Origin of the sequence: Gluconobacter sp. Dm-44, assembly GCF_018256175.1 — a bacterium.
Taxonomy (GTDB): domain Bacteria; phylum Pseudomonadota; class Alphaproteobacteria; order Acetobacterales; family Acetobacteraceae; genus Gluconobacter; species Gluconobacter cadivus.
Genome location: NZ_JAERLZ010000024.1, coordinates 1 through 20,120 on the forward strand (window position 1 = coordinate 1; position 20,120 = coordinate 20,120).

The following is a 20,120-nucleotide window of genomic DNA, read 5'->3' on the forward strand; positions in this document are numbered from 1 at the left end:
GGTCCGTTTTGACGTCTCGCGGGAGGCGCGCGGGGGATGGGGGCGCGGTAATCTTTGGCGGATCTACGAGTGCCGGATCGGGGATGGACTGTGTCTGCTGTGGGCCGGGTGGAACATCCGTAGGCGGTGTCGGGATTGATACCGGTTCAGGAACCATGTCGATGGCAATCGCGGCAGGGGGCGGCGCGGGAACGGCCATAACCGGCGGCGGCAGCCGCATAACGTACCACAGAGTGCCGCCACTGATCGCAAGAACAGCCAGACAGGACATCCCCCAGCGGAGCGCGTCTTCGCGATGTTTCAGTCGGAACTGGTCTCGTTGCCATCTGCTGAAAGAGAAAAGGTCCTCCGCGCGGCTTTCCAGTTCCCGCGTCAGCCCGGTCACCCTGATCACGGTGTGCCTCCCGGAAGGGCAGCAGGGCTTGACGCTGTTTCGCCCCCTTCTTCCTGTCCTTGCAGGTTGACGAGCGCCACCTTGAGGTAGCCCGCCGAACGAAGTCTGTTCATCACCCCCATCAGCGTCCCGTAATCAACCGTCTTGTCTGCGCGCAGGAAGATGCGTTCGTCGTGATTTCCTTTTGTCGCCCGTTCCATCGCCGGGCCCAGTCCGCTGGTTTCCAGAGAGTCTTCTCCCAGAGCCAGAGTGTGATCCGCCTTGATCGTCAGGAATACGGGGTCCTCAGGTCGAGGTGTGGGTTTTTCGCTGGAGGACGGCAGGTCTACCGGCACATTCACGGTGGTCAGAGGGGCGGTCACCATGAAAATCACGAGGAGCACCAGCATCACATCTATGAACGGCGTGACGTTGACTTCACTGGCTTCGTGCGGGCTTTCGTCAGCGTGGCGGATGCGGATCATACGGTTTACTCCGCAGCAAGGGAGCGCGCCTCCCGCGAGACGTCAAAACGGACCACCTGTCCACTCCCGCCAGACGGCTGAATCCGGCTCAGGTCACGTGAGACCAGCCGCATGACAAGGGACGTCAGGTCTGCGACCTGCGCCCGGCAGGCAGCGGACTGCCGGGCCAGATGATTGTAGATGACGACAGCGGGAATGGCCGCAACCAGACCCAGCGCTGTCGCCAGAAGGGCTTCGGCGATGCCCGGAGCGACGACGGCGAGACTGGTGGCCTTGGTGGCGGCAATGCCTGTAAACGAGGTCATGATACCCCAGACCGTGCCGAAAAGCCCGACGAACGGTGCCGTGGCTCCAATGGTTGCCAGAAGCCCGGTTCCGCGCATGAGATGCCGGCCTTCGGCCGCTTCCAGCCGTTCGAGATGCAGGACGATCCGTTCTTTCAGGCCATCGCGATCATCAAGAATATCGTGTGAACGCCGACGTTCGGTTTCAGCCGCAAGAACCAGGACATGAGCGATGGATCTGTTGTCCCGTGTCCATTCCTCTCCCAGATCCAGCGTGTCCGCTTCAGCCAGAGCATTTTCCGCCCTCCGCAGCCTTTGGCGCACACGGAAGAATTCAACCGTTTTGGCGATGAAAACGGTCCATGTCAGCAGGCTGGCAAACGCCAGCAGACCCATCACGCACCGCACGACAGGACCAGCGTTGAGAAACATGTCCCAAGGGGAAAAGGACATCGAAGTGAGATCGGTCACAGGGGACCTCCTTTTGAAGACGGTCTGCTCCAGGCACGCCTCAGGCAGACAGTTATGACGGCCAGAGGCATGGACAGGCTGATCCATGAAACGGCGAGCCAGACGCCGTGCTGGCCCAGCAGCGCCGAGATAAGGCCGGACAGCGTGAGGGCTCCAAGCGATGCCGGCCATATCCAGATGGCAGTTGAGGACATGGAGGAGGAAAGGGCTTTAGCCTTCATCGCGCCGCATCCCCTGCATCGTGAGAAACGACGAGACCTGTATTGTCGTCGAATTCGTAGCCAAGAGTTCGCAGGCGCGTATCTGCGCTGACCCTGCGTTTTGCAGCCCACAGAACAAGCCCGCTGACCAGAACGCCGATCACCACGAGATCAAGAAGCGCCCAGAGAATGCGCAGCGGCATCCCGCCATAATCGCCGAAATGCAGAGGACGGGAAATTTCCAGAAAGCGGAGATACCAGGGCATGGGGTATGCGCCGGTCAGTTCCCCGGTTCGGGCGTCAACCAGCACCGGCGTGAAGAGACGTGCGCGTAGTGGCGTAGCCCCATGTGTCCAAAGAACGTAGTGAACCGGGCTGCCGAAGGAAGAGCCCGGAAAAGACAGTTCAGTGACCACATTCCCCGGAGCTGCTTTCGCCGCAGTTTCAAAAGCGGCCTGTACGGAAGAGAGATGGTTCTGAGCAGGGACTGCAAGATTGGCATAGGGTTTGAGAATCTGTCGGACATCCGTCACGCGCCACAGGCCGAACAGGGGTGTCTGAAGTTCGTTGATCAGTCCCGTAAATCCGACAACACTCGCCCAGACAAGTGTCGCTACTCCCAGCAGATTGTGCAGATCCAGCCAGGTGAGGCGCCGCGCACGATCCCGTCGGACGGTCCCGAACGGCAGGCGCTTCATGAATCGGCCATACAGAATGGTCCCTGACACAAGCGACGCAACGAAGATGCCGCCCATCAGTCCCAAAAACAGGCGTCCCGGCAGATAGGCGAACAGGCTGACATGCAACCGGCTGCACGTCCCCATAATGACGCCAGTCCAGGTCCGGGGCGGCGGTGGGGCATCTGCAGGTCGTGACTGCTTTAGGACTCTGGTGGTTCGGGCATCGAATTTGATCCAGTGTCCGGAATTCCGGTCCGGATATTTTTCGTCGTCTTTCAGGGCCTGCCAGCTTGGCGCCATGGACACCAGAACGGCGGGTTCATCATCATCGGGAGCGATGTCCGTGACAATCTGGCCCGGGAACAGGCTGTGTGCCTTTGCCACGATCGTATCCAGACTGGCATTGGGCGTTCCGGGAGGGAGTGTTTCGTAAGGAGGATCGTCGTCTCCGACAAAAGTGTCCCAGATCTGTTCGGAAAACAGAAGCGGCAGCCCGGTCAAACAAACGATCAGAAGGAACAGGGTACAGATCAGACTTGCCCATTTATGCACCAGAAACCAGCGGCGAAGGGTCCGGGTAGTCATGACCGGCTGACCGTATCCAGAACTCCGATGCATACCATACAATGATACTCATTCGCATCTTCATTCCATGAAAAGAGCCACCTCTGTGTCATCTGAACCTTCTCGCCTTATCCGATAGGGGGTCTGCAATTTCGAGCCCGACCGGGCTGTGATGTTCCCCTGTTCTTTCAGACGTTCGGGCAATGCATTTTTTCACAACTCAACATAAAAAATAACGTGGACGTGATATTGCGCTTCCCCAGACAGTCGTGAATGCGGACGGGAGGGGCGCAGTAGCCAGACATCTTGCGAAATGAAGATCTGTGTGTCATCAGAATTGCAAGTCGTTCTCAACTGCCGCCTGTCGGTCTGGCATCGGGAAGCTGTCTCTTGAAGTCTGAATCACTGCCTGTGGATCTGTATGAAACCCATCGCGCGGGGCTGCTGGCGTATGCCAGACGTCTCTCAGGAGACGGCGTGCTGGCTGAAGATATTGTCCATGATGCATGGCTGCTCTTTTCACGGCAGCCGAGTGGCAGTGTGTTGTCCCCGGTCAGCTATCTGCGGACCATTATTCGCAATCTCCTGCTGGGCCGTCTGCGTCGTGCCGGGATCGAACGTGTCAGTACGGCTGATTTTGACATGACTGTTGCCGGTATTGTTGACAATACGGTGTCTCCAGAGGAGACCGTGGCCACGCGGGAAATTGTCGTCAGGATCATGGACGCCATCGATGCGATGCCGGACCGGCAGGCTCAGGCGATCCGCATGTATCATTTTGAGGGTATGAAACTGCGCGAGGTTGCCAAGGTTCTGGGAGTTTCCGTCCCTCTGGTTCATGCTCTGATTGCTGAAGGTATGGCAATCTGTAATAAAATCCGCAGGGAAGGGCAGTAAGCCGCGGTGTGCACTACGCTTTTCATGAAAAAGACGCGGCCTCGCGCATCCTTCAGGTATGATCTCTTAGTGCATGCGTTTTTGTCTCCGTCATGGCTGTGGAAGGCTGCGCCTGAGAAACTGTTGTTCGATGGGACCAGAACGGCTCATGGATAACTCTCACAACGCTGATAAGGCAGCATCTGGCTGGTATATTGCACTGCGCGAAGACAGTGATGATCCGGAACTGAGAAGTGCTTTTGAGGCGTGGCTGGCACAGGACCCGCAACATCGCCAGTCCTGGCAGGATATAAACGCTACAGCACGGGTCATGAAATCCGTTCCTGCCATGCAACGACGGAAAAGGCAACGCGGTGTCCGGTATGGCGGCTATGTTGCTGCAATGGGTATGGCTGCGGCAGCCTGTCTGGCGACCGTTCTGCTCGTGCCTGATCTGATGCTTCGGCTTCGGGCAGACTATTACGCGCCGCCCGGCATGACGCGCGACATCCGTCTGGCAGACGGCAGCAGGATCGTTCTCGCTCCGCGCACAGCGCTTGCGGTGCATGTCACGCCTCGGACACGCCAGATCGAACTGCTGCGGGGCGAGGCCTATTTCATTGTCAGACATGATGAAACCCGACCATTTTCGGTCAATGCCGGTCCCGTCACAACGACGGATATTGGAACGGAATTTGATGCGCGGACGGACGGGTCAAAGACGGAAGTCGTTGTAAAAGAAGGGGAAGTTCATGTTTCAGCACGGAGCGGGCTTCCTTTTGAAAAGGATCTTCGTGCTGGAAACTGGGCTGAAATAAGCCGAGCACGCGCTGCAACGGGTTACCAGAGTCCAGATACGATCGCGCTGTGGCGCACAGGGACGCTTGTTGCCCGGGACAATACCATAGGCGAGATGGTGGCAGCCCTTCAGCCCTGGATGCATGCACGCATTATGGTGATGCATGGAAGTCTGATGGAAAAGCGCGTGACAGGATCATACGATCTCCATCATCCAGAGGAATCGCTTGCGCTCATCGTGAGGCCTTACGGTGGAGAAATAGCCTCTTTTTCTCCGTGGCTTGCAGTCGTGTCGGGGCATTGAGTCCGATGGGCTTTTTATATCGAACAAAATAATATTGATTTAAATCAATACCTTATCAGAAAATAGTTTCTGATGGATGTTTTTTTTCGAAAAACGGAAGACGTCAAACATCTCACTGTCATAGGCAAAAGATGCAAATGACTTGCATTATCAAAAAGCCGCAGAGACAGGAAATGCTGCGTCCATGTGTCCATCAGGATTTTTAAAGACCCCCCTTGTTGCATCGGTTCTTATACTTGGTGGCACAACTGCCCTGAGTGCGGCTGTGTGCGGAACGGCTCTGGCACAGGTGGAAGCAGGGCAATCAAAATCACGTTTCGATATTTCAGCAGGCTCCCTGTCAGATGCGCTGGTTGCTTTCAGTGCGCAATCCCATCTTCAGATCACGTCACAGGCCCCTGCGCTGTCAGGGCATCGCACAAACGGTCTGCATGGCAGTTTTACGCCGGATGAAGCGCTGGGACATCTCCTGTTGGGAAGTGGTCTGTCCTGGCGGCCAGCAGGATCTTCCGCCGTACAGATCATTCCTGCGACCCGGTCGGCTTCGATCACACTGGGCCCCGTCCGGGTTGGAGGGACTGCTGCCCGGATGTCCAATCCTCAGGCAGCTTATGGTCCGGGCGAGGGATTTTTTGTAAGTCACTCGACTGCGGCCACTAAAACCGATACGCCCATCGTCGACATTCCTCAGTCCGTTTACGTGATTGGACGACAACAGATGGATGATCTTCAGCCGCTCAATGTGGCCGAAGTTCTACGTTACATGCCCGGAATTACAGACCCGATGGGAGGGAGCGGAATCCCGTCGATCAATTCGCACGATATTTACCAGCGCGGATTTCAGAGTGATACATTCGTGGACGGTTTGATGACGGGCGTGTCGCCGTCTACCGTGGAGCCGTTCATGCTTGACCGGGTGGAAGCCATGAGCGGTCCTGCGTCAGTGATGTACGGTCAGGCGGCGCCGGGCGGGATCATCAATGAAGACCTCAAGCGACCAACCGAACAGGCACAGCATCAGTTCAATGTGGGTTTCGGTAGTTATGGACGCTATGAAGGGCAGTTTGATACCAGCGGCCCACTGACAAAAGACGGCCAACTCCTTTACCGTATCGTCGCTGTCGGAAATACACAGGGCGATCAGGTTCAGTACGTTAAATATCAGAGAGTGGTCGTTCAGCCAGCTTTGACCTGGAATATCGATAAAAATACGAAACTCACACTGATTGGGCAGTATAATTATACACCTTCACTGAGATATGCCGCCGGCGGACCAGCAATCGGGTCTCTTTTTCCCCAGAAATATGGACGATACAGCCCAACGATTGATACTGGCGATCCGGGGTTCGACAGGTCTTATGACAAGAGCCATCTGTTCGAATATATTTTCTCGCATAAGTTCAACCGTCATCTGCAGTTCAGTCAGAATTTTCGATACGAATATGACGACAGTTACTTTGCCCAATTGTTCAGCAATGGACTGGTTGCTGGTACGTCCGACATGAAGCGTTATGCGCTCGTCGATCACTTTAAAGGATGGGCCGCTTTACTGGATTCACATCTTCAGGGTGATTATGATACGGGTCCGGTTCACCATACTCTTCTGGTTGGCGTGGACTACAGGGATCAGCCAGACTCAGGAACGTACGCATTCGATTTTTCCACCGTTCCAACACTAAACCTGCTGAGTCCGAAATATTATCAATATAACTACAGCGATTTTATAAAACAGACTGGCAACAAATGGGATACCGAGAACGACTCCCTATCCCAAACAGGTGTCTATTTTCAGGACCAGATGAAATGGAAAGGCCTCAATGTCATGATTGGTGGCCGTCAGGACTGGGACGATTATTATAGTACGTTCAAGAAGGCATTTACGTGGCATGTCGGTGTTTCGTACAAGACAGATTTCGGGCTTTCTCCCTATTTCTCTTATGCAACTTCATTCTTCCCACAAACATCCAACGTCTATGGAAAGGGAATTGCTGACCCCCTTGAAGGCAAACAGTGGGAGGTAGGTTTAAAATATCAGCCAACCAACACGAAAATGCTGTTCACTGTGGCTGCGTATGATCTGCGGGAAAACAATGTTCTGGAAAGTGATCCAGATCATCAGAACTTTTCTCTTGAAATCGGACAGGTCCGGGCGAGGGGCGTTGAACTTTCAGCAAACGTCAATATTACACAAGGGTTGAATCTGAACGCTAATTATACATATATGTCTATATATAACAGCCGTACGACACTGACTTCAACGGACATCAACGGAAAAACGGTTTCGCTGCAGGGTAAGGCCCCCACCGAACTTCCCCGCAATACCGTTAATCTCTTTGTGGATTATAAATTCCAGAAAAATTCCCTGAACGGCATTTTCGATGGCTTAACGTTGAATGCAGGCATGAGATATGTCGGCTTTTCCATGGGGGACGAAGCCAATTCCTTTCATGTTCCCGCCTACACGGTGTTTGATGGGGGCGTGAGTTACGATTTTGGGACGTTAAGCAGGCGTCTCAAAGGACTTAATATGCGGGCAAGTCTCGTCAATGGTTTCAACAAACAATATGTAGTGGAATGTTCGTCGAGCAAATCCTGTTCATGGGGACAGCTTCGCCGGGTAACGGGGCAGATCGGATATCGTTGGTAACTCTGTAGCGTTTGAAAGCCCACCACCCAGAGAGGCAGTGGGCAATAGTTTCAAGGCCAGCAGGGGTTACGGCAATGGATTACCAACGATATCCTATGAGCCCGAAAATTCGGCGCTGTTCACCGTACTGGCAGGTATCTAAACCACCGCATGATGTATAGGTTTTGTTTGTGGAATTTGTCATACTCAGCCGGACATGCAACCCTTTAAGCGATGGGAATGTCTGGGCGAAATTATAATTCAGACCGCTATCGAACAAGACATAGGCTGGGTTGCGGAAGGAGTTGGCTTCGTCGCCCCACGCAGAACCAATATAGCGCACACCGAAATTTATCGACAGCCCCGGTGCAAGAGATGTCGGAAAGCGATAGTCGATGAAGGCTGATGCAGTATGTTTCGGTTGATAAACAAGCGTCCTGTGGAGCAGTGATACTGTCTCACCCCCGATCGTATCAGCTGTCAGGTCTGTTTTTGAGTTGACTGGTCGCGAATAACTATAACTGGCTGTCAGATCCAGCCCTTCGGCCAGATTGGCATTTGCAGAAAGCTCGACACCGCGTGAACGGACCTGTCCGATTTCAAGATCGTAATTCGGAAAATCAGGATCGCTGACCAGAACATTGTTTTCTTTTACGTCATAATAAGCCGCAGTGAAAAATGTCTGTATATGAGGGATCTGGTATTTCAGGCCAGCTTCCCATTGATGCCCGTTAAGCGGATCGGCCTGCCTGAGAACCTGATGGTTATAGATAGATCCTGTCTGCGGCATAAAGGATGTCGAATAGTTGAAATATGGTGCCAGGCCGACACTTGAAACATAATTAATGCCAGCATTCCATGTGAATGGGCGATTGAATATATGTCTTGCTCCATAAGAGTTCCAGTCCTGCCGCCCAGCCAGCGTGAGGTAGAATTTGCGCCATTTGATCTGATCCTGAAAATATATGGCATATTGGGAATACTGATAATGATAATGTGTGAATTTTCCCTGCGTTGCTGAAATATAATCGCTCATTGTGTATTGATTGTATTTCGGGTCCGTGATGCTGATGGATGGAACATTCCCGAAGGAAAATTTACTTCTCCCGTCTTCAGCCTGTGTCCGGTAGTCCACACCGACAAGCAGGTTGTGCCTTACCTGGCCCGTGGAAATTTTGTAGCTCAGGTTGCTGGTCATCTGGACGGAGCGTCCATTATTATTGTTGTTACAGGTTGCATATCGACTGATTGTTTTGTTTGCGAGATCAACAGTATCTAGCTGAAGATTGCAGTGGCTGTCTGCCTGACCATCGTATCGGACAGTACTGTTGAATTGCATGTTTTGGGAAAAATCGTGATGTAGGAGAACTTCTCCCAGATATTCTCTGTCCCAATTGCGATCAAAAGATGGGTCGCCATAATATCGGTTAACAGGAATATGCCCTAGAGGACTGCTGAGGGCACTTCCGTAAGCAGGAACATAAGCACCAGAAATGGTCTGAGGAGAATAAGCGAACTGTCCGATCAGAGTGATGCTGGTTCTGTCATCGATTTTCCATTCCAGGTCACCCTGAATGGCAACGCGCTTGTAGTGCTGGTAATCGACCTGCGAGCCCTGTGTATTGCCGAGGGCGACAACTCGGTAGAGGACGTTGCGTTTTTTGTTAAGCGGGCCACCGAAATCGAGTTGTCCTTCATAGCGGCCATAATTGCCGAACCCGACATTAACCTCATGGCGGGCCGTGGTCGTCGGGCGTTTCAGGGTCATGTTGATAAGACCCCCGGGTGTGGACTGGCCGTACATGACTGAAGACGGTCCGCTCAGCGCTTCGATCCGATCGAGGAAAAAAGGATCTGTAACGGAAGTACCGTTCAGGAGGCCATCTACGAAGGTATAGGATTCAAATCCGCGCTGATGCACGGGCTGGAATGTATCGCTTGAAGGGGAACTTGAGAGAACGTTCCCCGGAGAGGTAACGACGCCAGGTGTGTAGCGCAGGGCTTCGGCAATACTCTGTGGCTGAAGATCATCCATCTGTTTTCTGGTGACGACATAGATCGATTTTGGAGTTTCGATCATGGCAGTGTCGGTTCGGGTCGCTGATGCGCTTCGGGTTGCGACCAGCCCAACGCCCGGTCCATATGCTGACTGGGGATCAGAATTCCTGGAAACACGGCCGCCAACCCTGACGGGTCCAAGTCTGATGGCGGGAACAGCAGAAGCCTTTTGGATGACGATGGTGTCTTGCTGGGGGCGCCGGTAATTTAATCCACTTGCAGAGAGAAGTTGCTGCAGGGCAGCAGATGCGTCCTTTGCCCCCATAACGGGCTGTGACGTTTTTCCGGAAGTCAGAGCTGGATCGTATGTGATCTGAAGCCCCGCTTTTTTACCCAGAACTTCCAGAGCCTTATCCAGAGGCATCGCCGGGATCGTGTATGACTGAGACTGGGAAAGCTGAAGCGGGGCGGCGAGTGCTCCGGTGGATACCCCCAGTGTTCCAGTCACGCCCGCAAATATCAGGATAGATCGGATGGAGAGGGATGAAGATTTTTCGAAACTCCGTTCAGTGAGCGGATTTTCACAGGGCTTCGTCGGTTTCAAGAGTGTGGCGTCCTTGTTAAGAATGCATCGCATTTACAATAAGGACGGATTACGGTAAGAATTTTTAAGAGGGCGGTCGGAATTAATTCAGCAAATCATGTGCCGAAGCGGGCACGACAACCATAAAGTGGGTTCCGAGCCTGTGTACGGTCCCCCCTGCTGGTATCAGAACAGCGCGCAGGGCGGCAGGGATATCGTGGAGATTGTAGAGCCCTCCAATCCGATGCAGTTTTCGTTCTGGGAACGGTGTAAGAATGAAGCCTGGATAATAGCGTCTCAGGGTGGCGATCACATGATCGCTGGTATCATTTTCAACAACCAGTGTTCCGTCCCGCCATGCCCCGATACAATCAGGATCGACTGTTGTACGGGAGATTCTGCCGCTTTGCAGATCAAGCGCCAGTTCATCTCCCGGACCCAGTCGTGTCTCTGGAAGGCTTGGCTCCATTTGTCGGGAAACTCCAACACGTCCGTCCTGAACGTCAACCCGAATTTGTGTAGAATCCATTCGGATATCAAAGCGCGTACCGATGTCGCGGGCCTGCAGGATACCGGCCTTTACCTGAAAAGGGCGATGCGGATCATGTCGGACATCGAATAAGGCTTCTCCGGCAAGGAGTGTGACATTCCGTCGTTCAGCGCTGTAATGAACGGCAATTGCAGTGTGGCCTCCCAGTGTGACGACGCTGCCATCGGATAGAACGATCCGGCTGTTCTGGCCGACCGCTGTCCTATGATCTGCCATGGCCGCGGTCTGGATTGCAGGGAACCCAAGCCAGAGTCCTGCGCAGGCCGCAGCGGCAAGGGCGATGGGCAGGCTTTTGGGCAGCATTCTGCTGCGGTGGATTTTTTTGAGCGGTTTCCGGCTTTCTGCTGGCAGGGAAACGTGAGCAAAAGCTGGCGTGGTCTGTCCAGTCAGGCTCCAGGTGTGGAGTGTTTCGCGCCAGGCTTGGGCGTGAAGGGGAGAGGCCGCATGCCAGGCGGCAAAATCCTGTTTCAGGATGTCATTATCTGGATCGTCCGTCAGAACAATCGCCCAGAGGTTGGCTTCTGATCTGATCTGCTCAGAAAGAGGGATATCCGGAATCTGTTTCATGGTTCGTCGGCTCTCCTCTTCGCTCGAATGGAGGTTATCGAGCACGGAGAGCACATATTGATGTCAGTCATTCAGGTGCGGGGATCGGCAGAATCAAGAACATTCTGGCATGCAAGAAGAGCATCGTTGATAAGTTGGGAGGCACGTACAACGGAAATATCGAGTGCTATCGCGATTTCCCTCAGTTTGAGGCCTTCAAATCGCTTCATCTCAAAAGCGCGCCGTGTGCGCGCGGGCAGGGCAGCCAGAGCCTGTTCCACAGCATCCAGTTCTTCTCGTCCTGAAGTATGGAGTTCTGGTGTCAGAGGATCGGCAAGGAGGATTTCCAGCCCCTGATCCGCAATGTCGGAAGTTTTGCGGATATTGCGTTGGCGCATGGTATCGATGGCAAGACGGCGAACAACCTGAAGGAAGTAAGCCAAGGGATGTCGGATCTCCAGCTCCGGTCGGTGGGTCAGCGCAATTTTGACAAAAGCGTCGTGAACAAGATCTTCGGCCTGCGCCCTGCATCCAACAATGGACGCAGCAAGATCTACGGACCGGTGCCTGTAACTGAGATAGGCATCTAGGACGCACTTGCTTTCATCTGCCGGCACGACACGGTCTTTCCTGTCCGATCGGCACAAGGCTGCTGAATCGGATTTTATAGATAATGATAATTATTATCATTTAAAACAGTAAAAGAAAACCCCGTTCTTTTTATAGTGCATAGGTCCTGTTGCTGTGTCGGGTAACTGCTCTGACTGTTGCCGAGCATCGTAAAACATAAGCGATTTTCAACGTTTTCATGATTTTTGTGTTTTTTGCGGTCGGAAAAGAAAAACGGCGATACATCCTAGGAAGACGGCATAATAAACAGAAGCTACGACGTTTCCGGTCATGATATCGGGTTTGGTGAGCCCCAGCAGAAGGACGATGGCAGTTCCGCTGATGCAGCCTGCGGTCCAGCCGGGAGTCAGTCGAGCCAGAATGTTGGTAGGGAGGCTATCCCTGGAGAGGCCTGCTGCCTTTTCACGGCGGCGGCGGGCGTCGATCCAGAGCCGGTTGCCGGTATAGAACATGCCGGCCCCTGCAAGACCCAGAACGACATAGCCCCAGCGGATTGCGTTGCCGCCGAAACTGCCAAAATGCAGGGCGAAGAAAACCGTCAGGATGGCAAAGCCGGTTTTTTGATGGCCGGGGAGATAATCCGTAGACAGGATTTTGCCGCTGCGGGGATCGACCGTGGCGAAGCCTGCCGTTGGGCCGCGCAGGCTGTAGCGGCTGTCCTGCCCGCTGACACGTAGCATTGTGCCACCATGGCCCTGACTATAGGCCAGTGTAGTAGGGACGAAGCCCGGTGCCTGTGTTGCGAGGGACGTCACGAGTTCGGTCGGGGTGAGGAGCGGTGCGTCGGAGCGTTGGTCTGCAGCGACGGGGTAAGATCTTGTGTGTGGCGGGGGATGCGGGGAGGCATGGGATGTGCTGAAAACGCGGCTTTGCACTGCGAAAATGGGGTCATGGAATGCGAAGACCACCGAGGTCAGGGCCATGACGATGTGAAAGGGCAGCGAAAAGAAGCCCAGCAGATTGTGCAGGTCCAGCCAGAGTTTGCGCGGCCCCTCGCGGAAGCGGAAGGCGAACAGGTTGCGGGCCAGTGTGGGCAGGAACAGCAGCACGCCTGAGATCAGGGCTATGCCATAGAGCAGCGCGATGATGCCCATGAACGGTCGGCTGATTGCATGGGGCAGGGGGATGCCCAGTTCCTGATGCAGCATGTCGATGAAATGCGCGACCGGGGTGATGGCCTGCTGACGGACGACCAGCGCGCCGTCTGGGGCCAGCGTTGCGACGAACATCGGCCCTGCGTCGTGGCCGTGGGGCGGGTGTACAGGCCATGCCACGCGGCTAGGAATGCTGCGGTCCGGGGCGAGCAGGATTGTGTAGGTCTGCCGCGCCTGCGGATAGGCGCTAAAGATTTTTTCGAGCAGGTCTGGTGTCTTGGACAAAGGCACCGGGGGCGGCATGTCGAGTTGGGGTGAGGTCAGGTTCTGGAGGGGCTGTTCGAACATGCTGATCGCACCGGCGAAGAACGCCACGAACAGAAGCAGTCCGGCACAGATCCCGACCCAGCTATGGACTTCGCGGTAGACGCGCAGGATATCGGAACGGATTTTCATCAGGATAATGCTCTCAGGAGCAAGAAGATGCACCAAAGGGCAACGCACCCCCCGCCCAGCACCCCCCAGGCCCTACGGCCGGTGGGGAACAGGAAGCAGGTTCCCAGAACCAGCACCCATAGAACGGCCGTCAGCCACATCAGGGCCTGAGCGGAGAGGCTTCTGGGGTCGCCATTCGCGCCAATGAGGCGTCCGAGGACGGCCATGATGGCGAACGTCATGCCGCCGCCCGCGAGGATGGCGGCGGAGACTTTCGCGACCCAGTGCCGGTTGTCGAGAGTTTGCGGCAGGCGCGTCATGGTCGGGACCTGCCAGCGAGGAGAGATGCGCTCAGTGGCAGCAGGCACCAGACGATCATGAGCAGGGTCATGCCCATCAGGCAGGCGGTGCAGAAACTCGTTGCGGTTGTCAGGATGGCTGTTCCGGCAAGCAGAGATCCGATCCCGAGCAGAACCGGAACGTTGCCCTGCAGGGCGCGGTTCAGGAGTTTCTGGTTGGCGGAACATGCATAGAGCAATGCTCCGCCCCCTGCGATGAACAGGGTTGCGAGAGCGTAGGACAGGGCCGGACTCACCAGCGGTATTCCAGTCGGGCGGTGAGGTTTCTGCCCTGTCCGTAATAGCAGGCGGCCACCGCTGTGCAGGTCGCGACGAAGCGTTTGTTGGCGACGTTGCGCATGTTGAGCGAGAGCATCAGGCCCTTATAGGCGGGATGGGCATCGCCGACATCGTAGCGCAGAAAGGTGTCGAACAGCGTGTAGTCCGGGATGGCCAGTTTGTTGGCCGTGTCGCCGTAGCTCGTGCCGGTGTAGCGCACGCCACCGCCGACCCCCAGTCCACGCAGCGCGCCATAACGGATGCGCTGGTCAATGAAGAGCGAGGCCATCCATTTCGGGGCCTGTGGCAGATAGTTGCCGACCTGTCCCGGTGTGTTGGACTGGCGGATGCGGGCGTCGCTGCGCGTTCCGGTGAAGATGACGGCCATGTCCCACGGAAGGGTGGCGCGTCCTTCGAGTTCGAGACCGCGGACGCGTCCTTTGCCCGTCTGGATCAGGCAGGTCGCGGTGCCGCAGGTTTCGCCGTCGGGGTCGGGGGTCGTCATGTTCTTCTGGGTGATCTGATAACCGCCGAACGTGACATAGATGCTCTTGCCGTACTGGTAGCGGATGCCGGCTTCGTACTGGTCGCCGGTGGTCGGCTTGAAGGGCAGGCCGTTCTTGGCCGTGGACGGATCGGAGACGGTCGGCTGGAAGGACTGGGCATAGCTGAAATAGGGTGCCAGTCCGTTATCGAACAGATAGACGCCGCCCGCGCGCCAAGTGAAGGCCTGCGAGGGGGTGATGTACCGTTTGCGGGTCAGGATGTTGTAGGTGTTGTCATTGGCCCAGTCCTGACGGCCGCCAATCGTGACGCGCAGGCGCTCGAACTTGAGCTGGTCCTGAAAATAGATCCCGTTCTGGCGGCTGACCGTGGACGTATAGACCTGCGGGGACAGGTTGTTTTCGTAGCCCGCACTGCCGCGGCTGACGGGATCGAAGATGTTCAGGAGCGGCTTGACCAGTGTCGCGCTGACGAGGTCGCGGTCATGGTTCCAGTCCGTGAAGAAATAGTCCGTCCCGGCGAGGAAGAGGTGACGTACGGGGCCCGTGCGGACATGACCTTCGACCTGTGTGTCCATGGCGACGCCCTGTGACCGCCCCCGGCCTTCCACGGCACGGCGGTTGACCGTCTCTCCCGCCACGCATCCCGCAACGGTACTGGCGCATTTCGCAAGCGTATCGCCCGAGAGGACCGTGGAGCGGTAGAGCGTGTCGAGATAGGTGTAGCGGACGTTGTTCCGAACCGTCAGGAAACGGTTGAAGCGATGTTCCAGAAACGATCCGAAAAGGGCCTGATTTCGGTCGAATGTGTTCCAGTCGGGTTCGCCGATATTGGCGTCATTGGCGATGTAACGGCCTTTGGAGGCATAAAGTGTGCCCGTTGCGGGCAGGAACTGGAACGTCGAGCCTCCGACATCGCGCTGGTATTGCGCCAGCAGTGTCCATGTCGAATGGGGGGCGAATTTCCATGTCAGGCTGGGGGAGACGTAATAGCGGCCTGCCGTGACATCATTGACCTGTGTGCCGCCATATTTCGCCAGAGCGACCATCCGGCCCGTGAGGCTGCCGCTATGGGTCAGTTTTCCCGACACATCGCCTGAAGCCTGTCCCTGCCAGTTTTCCAGATCGGTATAACCGCTGCTCTGGAGGAAAAATTCCCCTTCGCTTTTTTCTGTCGGACGTTTCGTCACCAGATTGACCACGCCGCCGGGCGCCGTCTGGCCGTATAGCGCTCCGGACGGGCCTTTCAGGACGTCGATCTGCTGGAGGGCGAACGGATCGAACGATGTGCGCGTCCACTGGCCGCCGGCGGGCAGGCGCAAGCCGTCCACGAAATTGTTGTTCGATGAAAAACCGCCCGCCCCAAAACCACGGACAGACACTTCGTCAACCCGGTTGTCGATGCCTTGCGGTTCGGCTTGGACGCCTGCGGTGTAGGCGAGTGCGTCGGCGATAGTGGGGGAGGAGCGCAGTTCGATTTCGTCTCGGCTGACGATAGAGATTGTCTGAGGGGATTCGATGATGGGCGTGCGGGTTTTGGTCGAGGCCCCGGCCTGCGACAGGCCAGTTGCGGTGACGGTGATGATTTCGGCAGGCGAACCTTTCGCTTTCGGCTTCGCAGGTCCGGCGGTCTGGCCGGACGTAGTTTTCCCGGTGCGTTTGTCCTGCGAGTCAGAGGGGGTTGCGGATGCGATCTGTGCGCTCAGGGCGAGGCAGGACGCCGTACCACAGATAAGCCGGGAGAAACTCATGGAGCGCCTTCATTAAAACTCAATTTACCCCTTCCTATTTCGATAATGAGAATCATTGTCAACTAGATGGTGTGGATGGGAAAAATACTTATTGTTGCCAGAGGCGATACGCACCCGATCAAAGTCCGCAGAAGGCAGGTGCCGCACGTGCAATGATGGAGAAAATGGCTGGATAAATTGACCCGGGAGTGTCGAAGACCGTGCAGCAGTTAGGCTGCCATAGGGAATGTGGCCCATGGCGGCATAGAACTGCTGCACGGTTTTAGCCTACGCTATGTCTCTTAGTGCCACCGCGTGTGCTCAGGTATAGGATTATTTTTCCATCAGATGATGCGCGATGCTACTGAGGGTCTTTCGCCTTTCCTCCTGAGAATATAACGGCGTACCGATCAGGAGTTCATCAGGCCTGTACCGCTCTGCGAAAACAGAAATCTTTTTTGTGACGTCTTCTGCGGTTCCTACGAAGGTATAACGTAGTGTGCTGTCGAGGAGACGCTGTTCCTGACTATTCCAGGACACTGACCGAGGTGCAGGAAAAGTCGACGGACGTCCCTGACGCAGAGCAACGAAATGTTGCTGTAGAGATGTTGCCGCCTGCTGCGCTTCGATCTGCGTCTCTCCGATGACTGCGTTGATGCCCAGCATGGCATAAGGTGACTGCAGTCGCTCCGAAGGCTCAAACCGCTCACGGTACAGCGTCAGAGCCTCTTCCATCAGATCAGGAGCGAAATGGCTGGCAAATGCGAATGGCAGCCCCATGATGGCGGCCAGATGAGCGGAGAACAGGGACGATCCCAGCAGCCAGACCGGTATAGTCAGCCCCGCGCCCGGAACGGCAAAGACCGCCTGACCCTGTTCCGGCTTTTCAAAATAACGCAGCAGTTCGAACACGTCCTGTGGGAAGCGGTCAGCGGAGGCCGGATCACGACGCAGCGCGCGCATTGTGGCCTGATCGGAACCGGGCGCCCGTCCAAGTCCAAGATCGATCCGGCCCGGATAAAGGCTTTCCAGCGTGCCGAACGCCTCGGCAATAGCAAGCGGGGCATGGTTTGGCAGCATGATCCCGCCTGCACCCACCCGGATGGTTTTCGTAGCGCCTGCGACATAGCCGATTACTACCGCAGTCGCAGCGGAGGCAATGCCCGCCATTGAGTGATGTTCAGCCAGCCAGAAACGCTTGAAGCCCAGACTTTCCGCATGCTGCGCCAGATCCGCACTCCGATGAAGCGCCTCGGTCGCCGAACTGCCTTCGGTAATGAACGCGAGATCGAGAATTGAAAGTGGAATCATGTGCAACATCCTGTCAGCAGTTTACCCATACAGGTGGGGTGAACTGTGGGATGTGCCAAGCAGAAAGGGCCAACCTTCCAAAACTCGGGGGACGTCCTGCTCCGACCTTAGAAAAGGATGGCTACCGATACATCCCCGCGATCCTGGACCTCCATACAACGTGATCTCCCCCAAGAAGTCAGAGCAGCAAAAAACACATAAATTACCTCTTACAAAACATTTTATATGTGATATCCGAGATAAATATAACGAACCCAATGATGGAATGATAACCTCACGCAGAGGTGCCAATTTTTATCTTTAGCGGTCAACAAATTCTACGAGGCAATCCGTGGCCAAGTCCGATCCCGTCGTCCAGCTTCCGGATGGCTTTTACCTGAACCGCACACCATTGCTCGCATTCGGGCTGCTCTGCTGTCTGTTTTCATTATGGGGCTGCGCAATGAGCCTCAATGATGTGTTGATCGGGCAGTTCCGCAAAGCCTTCATGCTGTCGGATTTTCAGTCCGCGCTCGTACAGTTCTCGTTCTATATCAGCTATTTCGTGCTGGGCATTCCAGCCGGTATGATCATCAAACGCTTCAGCTATAAATGGTCGATCCAGCTGGGCTTGCTGCTTTATCTCATCGGCTGCTGCCTGTTCTTTCCCGCTGCCCATTTCGCGACGTATCAGATTTTCTTCTTAGCGCTTTTCGTCGTGGCGGCAGGGCTGGTCTTTATTGAAACTGCGGCTGATACCTATTGCACCCTGCTCGGCCCTCCGGGGCGCGGTACCCAGCGCCTGAACTTTGCCAGTGCTTTCCAGCCAATCGGCGCCATTCTGGGATCCAGCATGGGAGCCTACCTGATTTTCAGGGATGGCGATCTTTCGCGTGAACAGCTCTCCGCCATGCCAGCGGCTCAGGCGTGGCAACATCAACTCGGCATGATCCATGCCACTCTCGAGCCATATGTTTATATTCTCGGAGTGCTGCTGATCGTCATGATCGGCATTGGCATCACGCATTATCCGGCCTGCAAGGGGCGGGATCAGCACAAGAATCACGACCTTGATACGACCGGCGCCCTCAAGCGCCTGTTCGCCAACAAACGCTTCGTCCTCGGTATTCTGACGCAGTTCCTGTATGTCGGCGCACAGGTGGGCGTCTGGAGCTTCATGATTCGTCTCTCCATGAGGCTGGGACACATCAACGAACGACAGGCCTCCGTATACCTCATCCTGTCATTCTGTGCGTTTTTTGCTGGCAAGCTGGTCGCCAACTTCTTCATGCGACATGCACGCCCTGCAAGGGTCCTGTTCATCTACAGCCTGCTCTGCATTCTCGCACTGGGCTACGCGGTGATGGTGCACGACTTCACGGCTGTCTATGCGGCCATCCTCGTCAGCGGACTGCTTGGCCCCTGCTGGCCTACCATTTACGGCCTTACCGTTGATGAACTTAGTCAAGACCGTGCTTACGGCGGATCCATTCTGGTAATGAGCATCAGCGGCGGCGGTATCCTTCCGCTTCTGCAAGGCTATATCTCAGACGCTACTGGCGGGAATATGCAGCTCGCATATATCGTTCCGATGGGATGCTTTATTGTGATTGCGATGTTCGCAGCATACTGCATGAAAAGCACAGATGAAACGGCTGCAAATACCGTATTCGATGCCACGCTTTAATGACGTCACATGCCGGAAAAACTTTCATACGGCGTTCGAACACGAAGCCATATCGCTTCGTGTTTGTGGCGCCTTTGGTTCGTCTCTCTGGTTAAGTCCTGTCTAAGTTCTCCTGTGTAAATCCAGATCTTCTATTCTAGGCGCAAAGCGATAATTGAAGAGAGGCAGGATCCCTTCGTGTGTCGAGCATGCCTTCGCCAAACAGAAGGTGTAGATGGAACTGTTCGTCCGGACCGTCGGCATTCCCCGGCCTCTATGAGGATCGGCTTGGTCACCTTTCTACAACATACGCTGATTTTTGTGGTGCTGCCTTGCTTGCGCACGGCGATGCCTGTCAGCACTGGACACCCCCATCCTTATTTTGTTTAATAATTGTTCTTTTTTGTTAACAGACACAAACCAGATGGAGGGAAAGGGCAGATTTGGCCACCCTTGGTCAATAACGGTCACTAATGGTGGGGGATCACTGGCGGAGAGTGTCTGTCATATCTTCTCGCCATATTATTGAAAATAGAAGATATAAAGCTTTTTAGAAATTAAAATTCCCGGATTGATACCCGGCCTTATTTTTCTCTGCTAGCCCGCGCCGCCCGATCCTAGCAAGTGGGATGCCACTAAGCAGGGAAATGAAAATGAGGGGGCGATCAGATTCGGTCGAAAAGGGCAGGGCGCCTATCCTCTTGCAAACAATAGACTTCCCAAAATCGTTCTCACAAAACCATTGACGCGTTCTGCTTTGTTCTCTTTCTGTTCTCATTATGGAGGCCAGAAACATGAACTACCAAGGCGACCGCAC

Annotated in this window: 15 protein-coding genes and 1 pseudogene; 4 read left to right on the plus strand and 12 right to left on the minus strand. The window is 55.1% G+C overall.

Going from position 1 to position 20,120, the window contains the following annotated elements:
• From JK213_RS14995 to JK213_RS15010, 4 genes and pseudogenes are all read right to left on the minus strand, one after another.
• Nucleotides 1-394: pseudogene (locus JK213_RS14995) on the minus strand (energy transducer TonB); the annotation flags it as partial.
• A complete protein-coding gene (exbD, locus tag JK213_RS15000) occupies nt 391-858 on the minus strand; it encodes a TonB system transport protein ExbD (RefSeq protein ID WP_194263335.1) in 468 nt (155 codons plus the stop codon). The pseudogene JK213_RS14995 and the gene exbD, both read right to left, overlap by 4 nt.
• 5 nt (nt 859-863) lie before the next feature.
• Nucleotides 864-1,613 carry a tonB-system energizer ExbB gene (gene exbB / locus JK213_RS15005; RefSeq protein ID WP_322783071.1) on the minus strand — a complete coding sequence of 250 codons (750 nt, stop codon included), beginning with the start codon at nt 1,611-1,613 and terminating at the stop codon, nt 864-866.
• Nucleotides 1,614-1,830: 217 nt separating this feature from the next.
• Entirely contained in the window at nt 1,831-3,078 is a 1,248-nt protein-coding gene (locus tag JK213_RS15010; protein ID WP_194263336.1) for a PepSY domain-containing protein, read from the minus strand.
• 369 nt (nt 3,079-3,447) lie between these two features.
• On the opposite strand from JK213_RS15010, the gene JK213_RS15015 reads away from it, so the two are divergent.
• From JK213_RS15015 to JK213_RS15025, 3 genes are all read left to right on the plus strand, one after another.
• A complete protein-coding gene (locus tag JK213_RS15015; protein ID WP_228125648.1) occupies nt 3,448-3,954 on the plus strand; it encodes an RNA polymerase sigma factor in 507 nt (168 codons plus the stop codon).
• A 148-nt stretch (nt 3,955-4,102) separates the two neighbouring features.
• Nucleotides 4,103-5,035 (plus strand): FecR domain-containing protein, encoded by a 933-nt coding sequence (locus tag JK213_RS15020; RefSeq protein WP_194263337.1) that lies wholly within the window; start codon nt 4,103-4,105, stop codon nt 5,033-5,035.
• A gap of 142 nt (nt 5,036-5,177) precedes the next feature.
• Nucleotides 5,178-7,682 (plus strand): TonB-dependent siderophore receptor, encoded by a 2,505-nt coding sequence (locus JK213_RS15025; protein WP_194263338.1) that lies wholly within the window; start codon nt 5,178-5,180, stop codon nt 7,680-7,682.
• 79 nt (nt 7,683-7,761) lie between these two features.
• On the opposite strand, the gene JK213_RS15030 is transcribed toward JK213_RS15025, so the two are convergent.
• From JK213_RS15030 to JK213_RS15065, 8 genes are all read right to left on the minus strand, one after another.
• Entirely contained in the window at nt 7,762-10,263 is a 2,502-nt protein-coding gene (locus tag JK213_RS15030; RefSeq protein ID WP_228125649.1) for a TonB-dependent siderophore receptor, read from the minus strand.
• An 82-nt stretch (nt 10,264-10,345) separates the two neighbouring features.
• On the minus strand, nt 10,346-11,359 hold the full coding sequence (locus tag JK213_RS15035) for a FecR domain-containing protein (RefSeq protein WP_194263340.1): 1,014 nt from the start codon (nt 11,357-11,359) through the stop codon (nt 10,346-10,348).
• A 71-nt stretch (nt 11,360-11,430) separates the two neighbouring features.
• Complete coding sequence (locus JK213_RS15040) at nt 11,431-11,955, minus strand: sigma-70 family RNA polymerase sigma factor (RefSeq protein WP_194263341.1); 525 nt, start codon at nt 11,953-11,955, stop codon at nt 11,431-11,433.
• Nucleotides 11,956-12,144: 189 nt separating this feature from the next.
• Nucleotides 12,145-13,518: a PepSY domain-containing protein gene (locus JK213_RS15045; protein ID WP_194263342.1), complete on the minus strand. Its 1,374-nt coding sequence runs from the start codon at nt 13,516-13,518 to the stop codon at nt 12,145-12,147.
• Nucleotides 13,518-13,817, minus strand: a complete 300-nt coding sequence (locus tag JK213_RS15050; RefSeq protein ID WP_194263343.1) for a hypothetical protein — start codon at nt 13,815-13,817, stop codon at nt 13,518-13,520. Before JK213_RS15050 ends, JK213_RS15045 begins: the two co-directional genes overlap by 1 nt.
• A complete protein-coding gene (locus JK213_RS15055; RefSeq protein WP_194263344.1) occupies nt 13,814-14,092 on the minus strand; it encodes a hypothetical protein in 279 nt (92 codons plus the stop codon). The genes JK213_RS15050 and JK213_RS15055 overlap by 4 nt, the downstream gene beginning before the upstream one ends.
• Nucleotides 14,089-16,368 (minus strand): TonB-dependent siderophore receptor, encoded by a 2,280-nt coding sequence (locus JK213_RS15060; protein WP_194263345.1) that lies wholly within the window; start codon nt 16,366-16,368, stop codon nt 14,089-14,091. The genes JK213_RS15055 and JK213_RS15060 overlap by 4 nt, the downstream gene beginning before the upstream one ends.
• A gap of 312 nt (nt 16,369-16,680) precedes the next feature.
• The gene (locus tag JK213_RS15065) at nt 16,681-17,658 is read right to left on the minus strand and encodes an LLM class flavin-dependent oxidoreductase (protein WP_194263346.1); all 978 of its coding nucleotides are present in this window, start codon (nt 17,656-17,658) and stop codon (nt 16,681-16,683) included.
• Between the two features lie 331 nt (nt 17,659-17,989).
• On the opposite strand from JK213_RS15065, the gene fucP reads away from it, so the two are divergent.
• Nucleotides 17,990-19,324: an L-fucose:H+ symporter permease gene (gene fucP, locus JK213_RS15070; RefSeq protein ID WP_194263347.1), complete on the plus strand. Its 1,335-nt coding sequence runs from the start codon at nt 17,990-17,992 to the stop codon at nt 19,322-19,324.
• Nucleotides 19,325-20,120 lie beyond the last annotated feature (796 nt).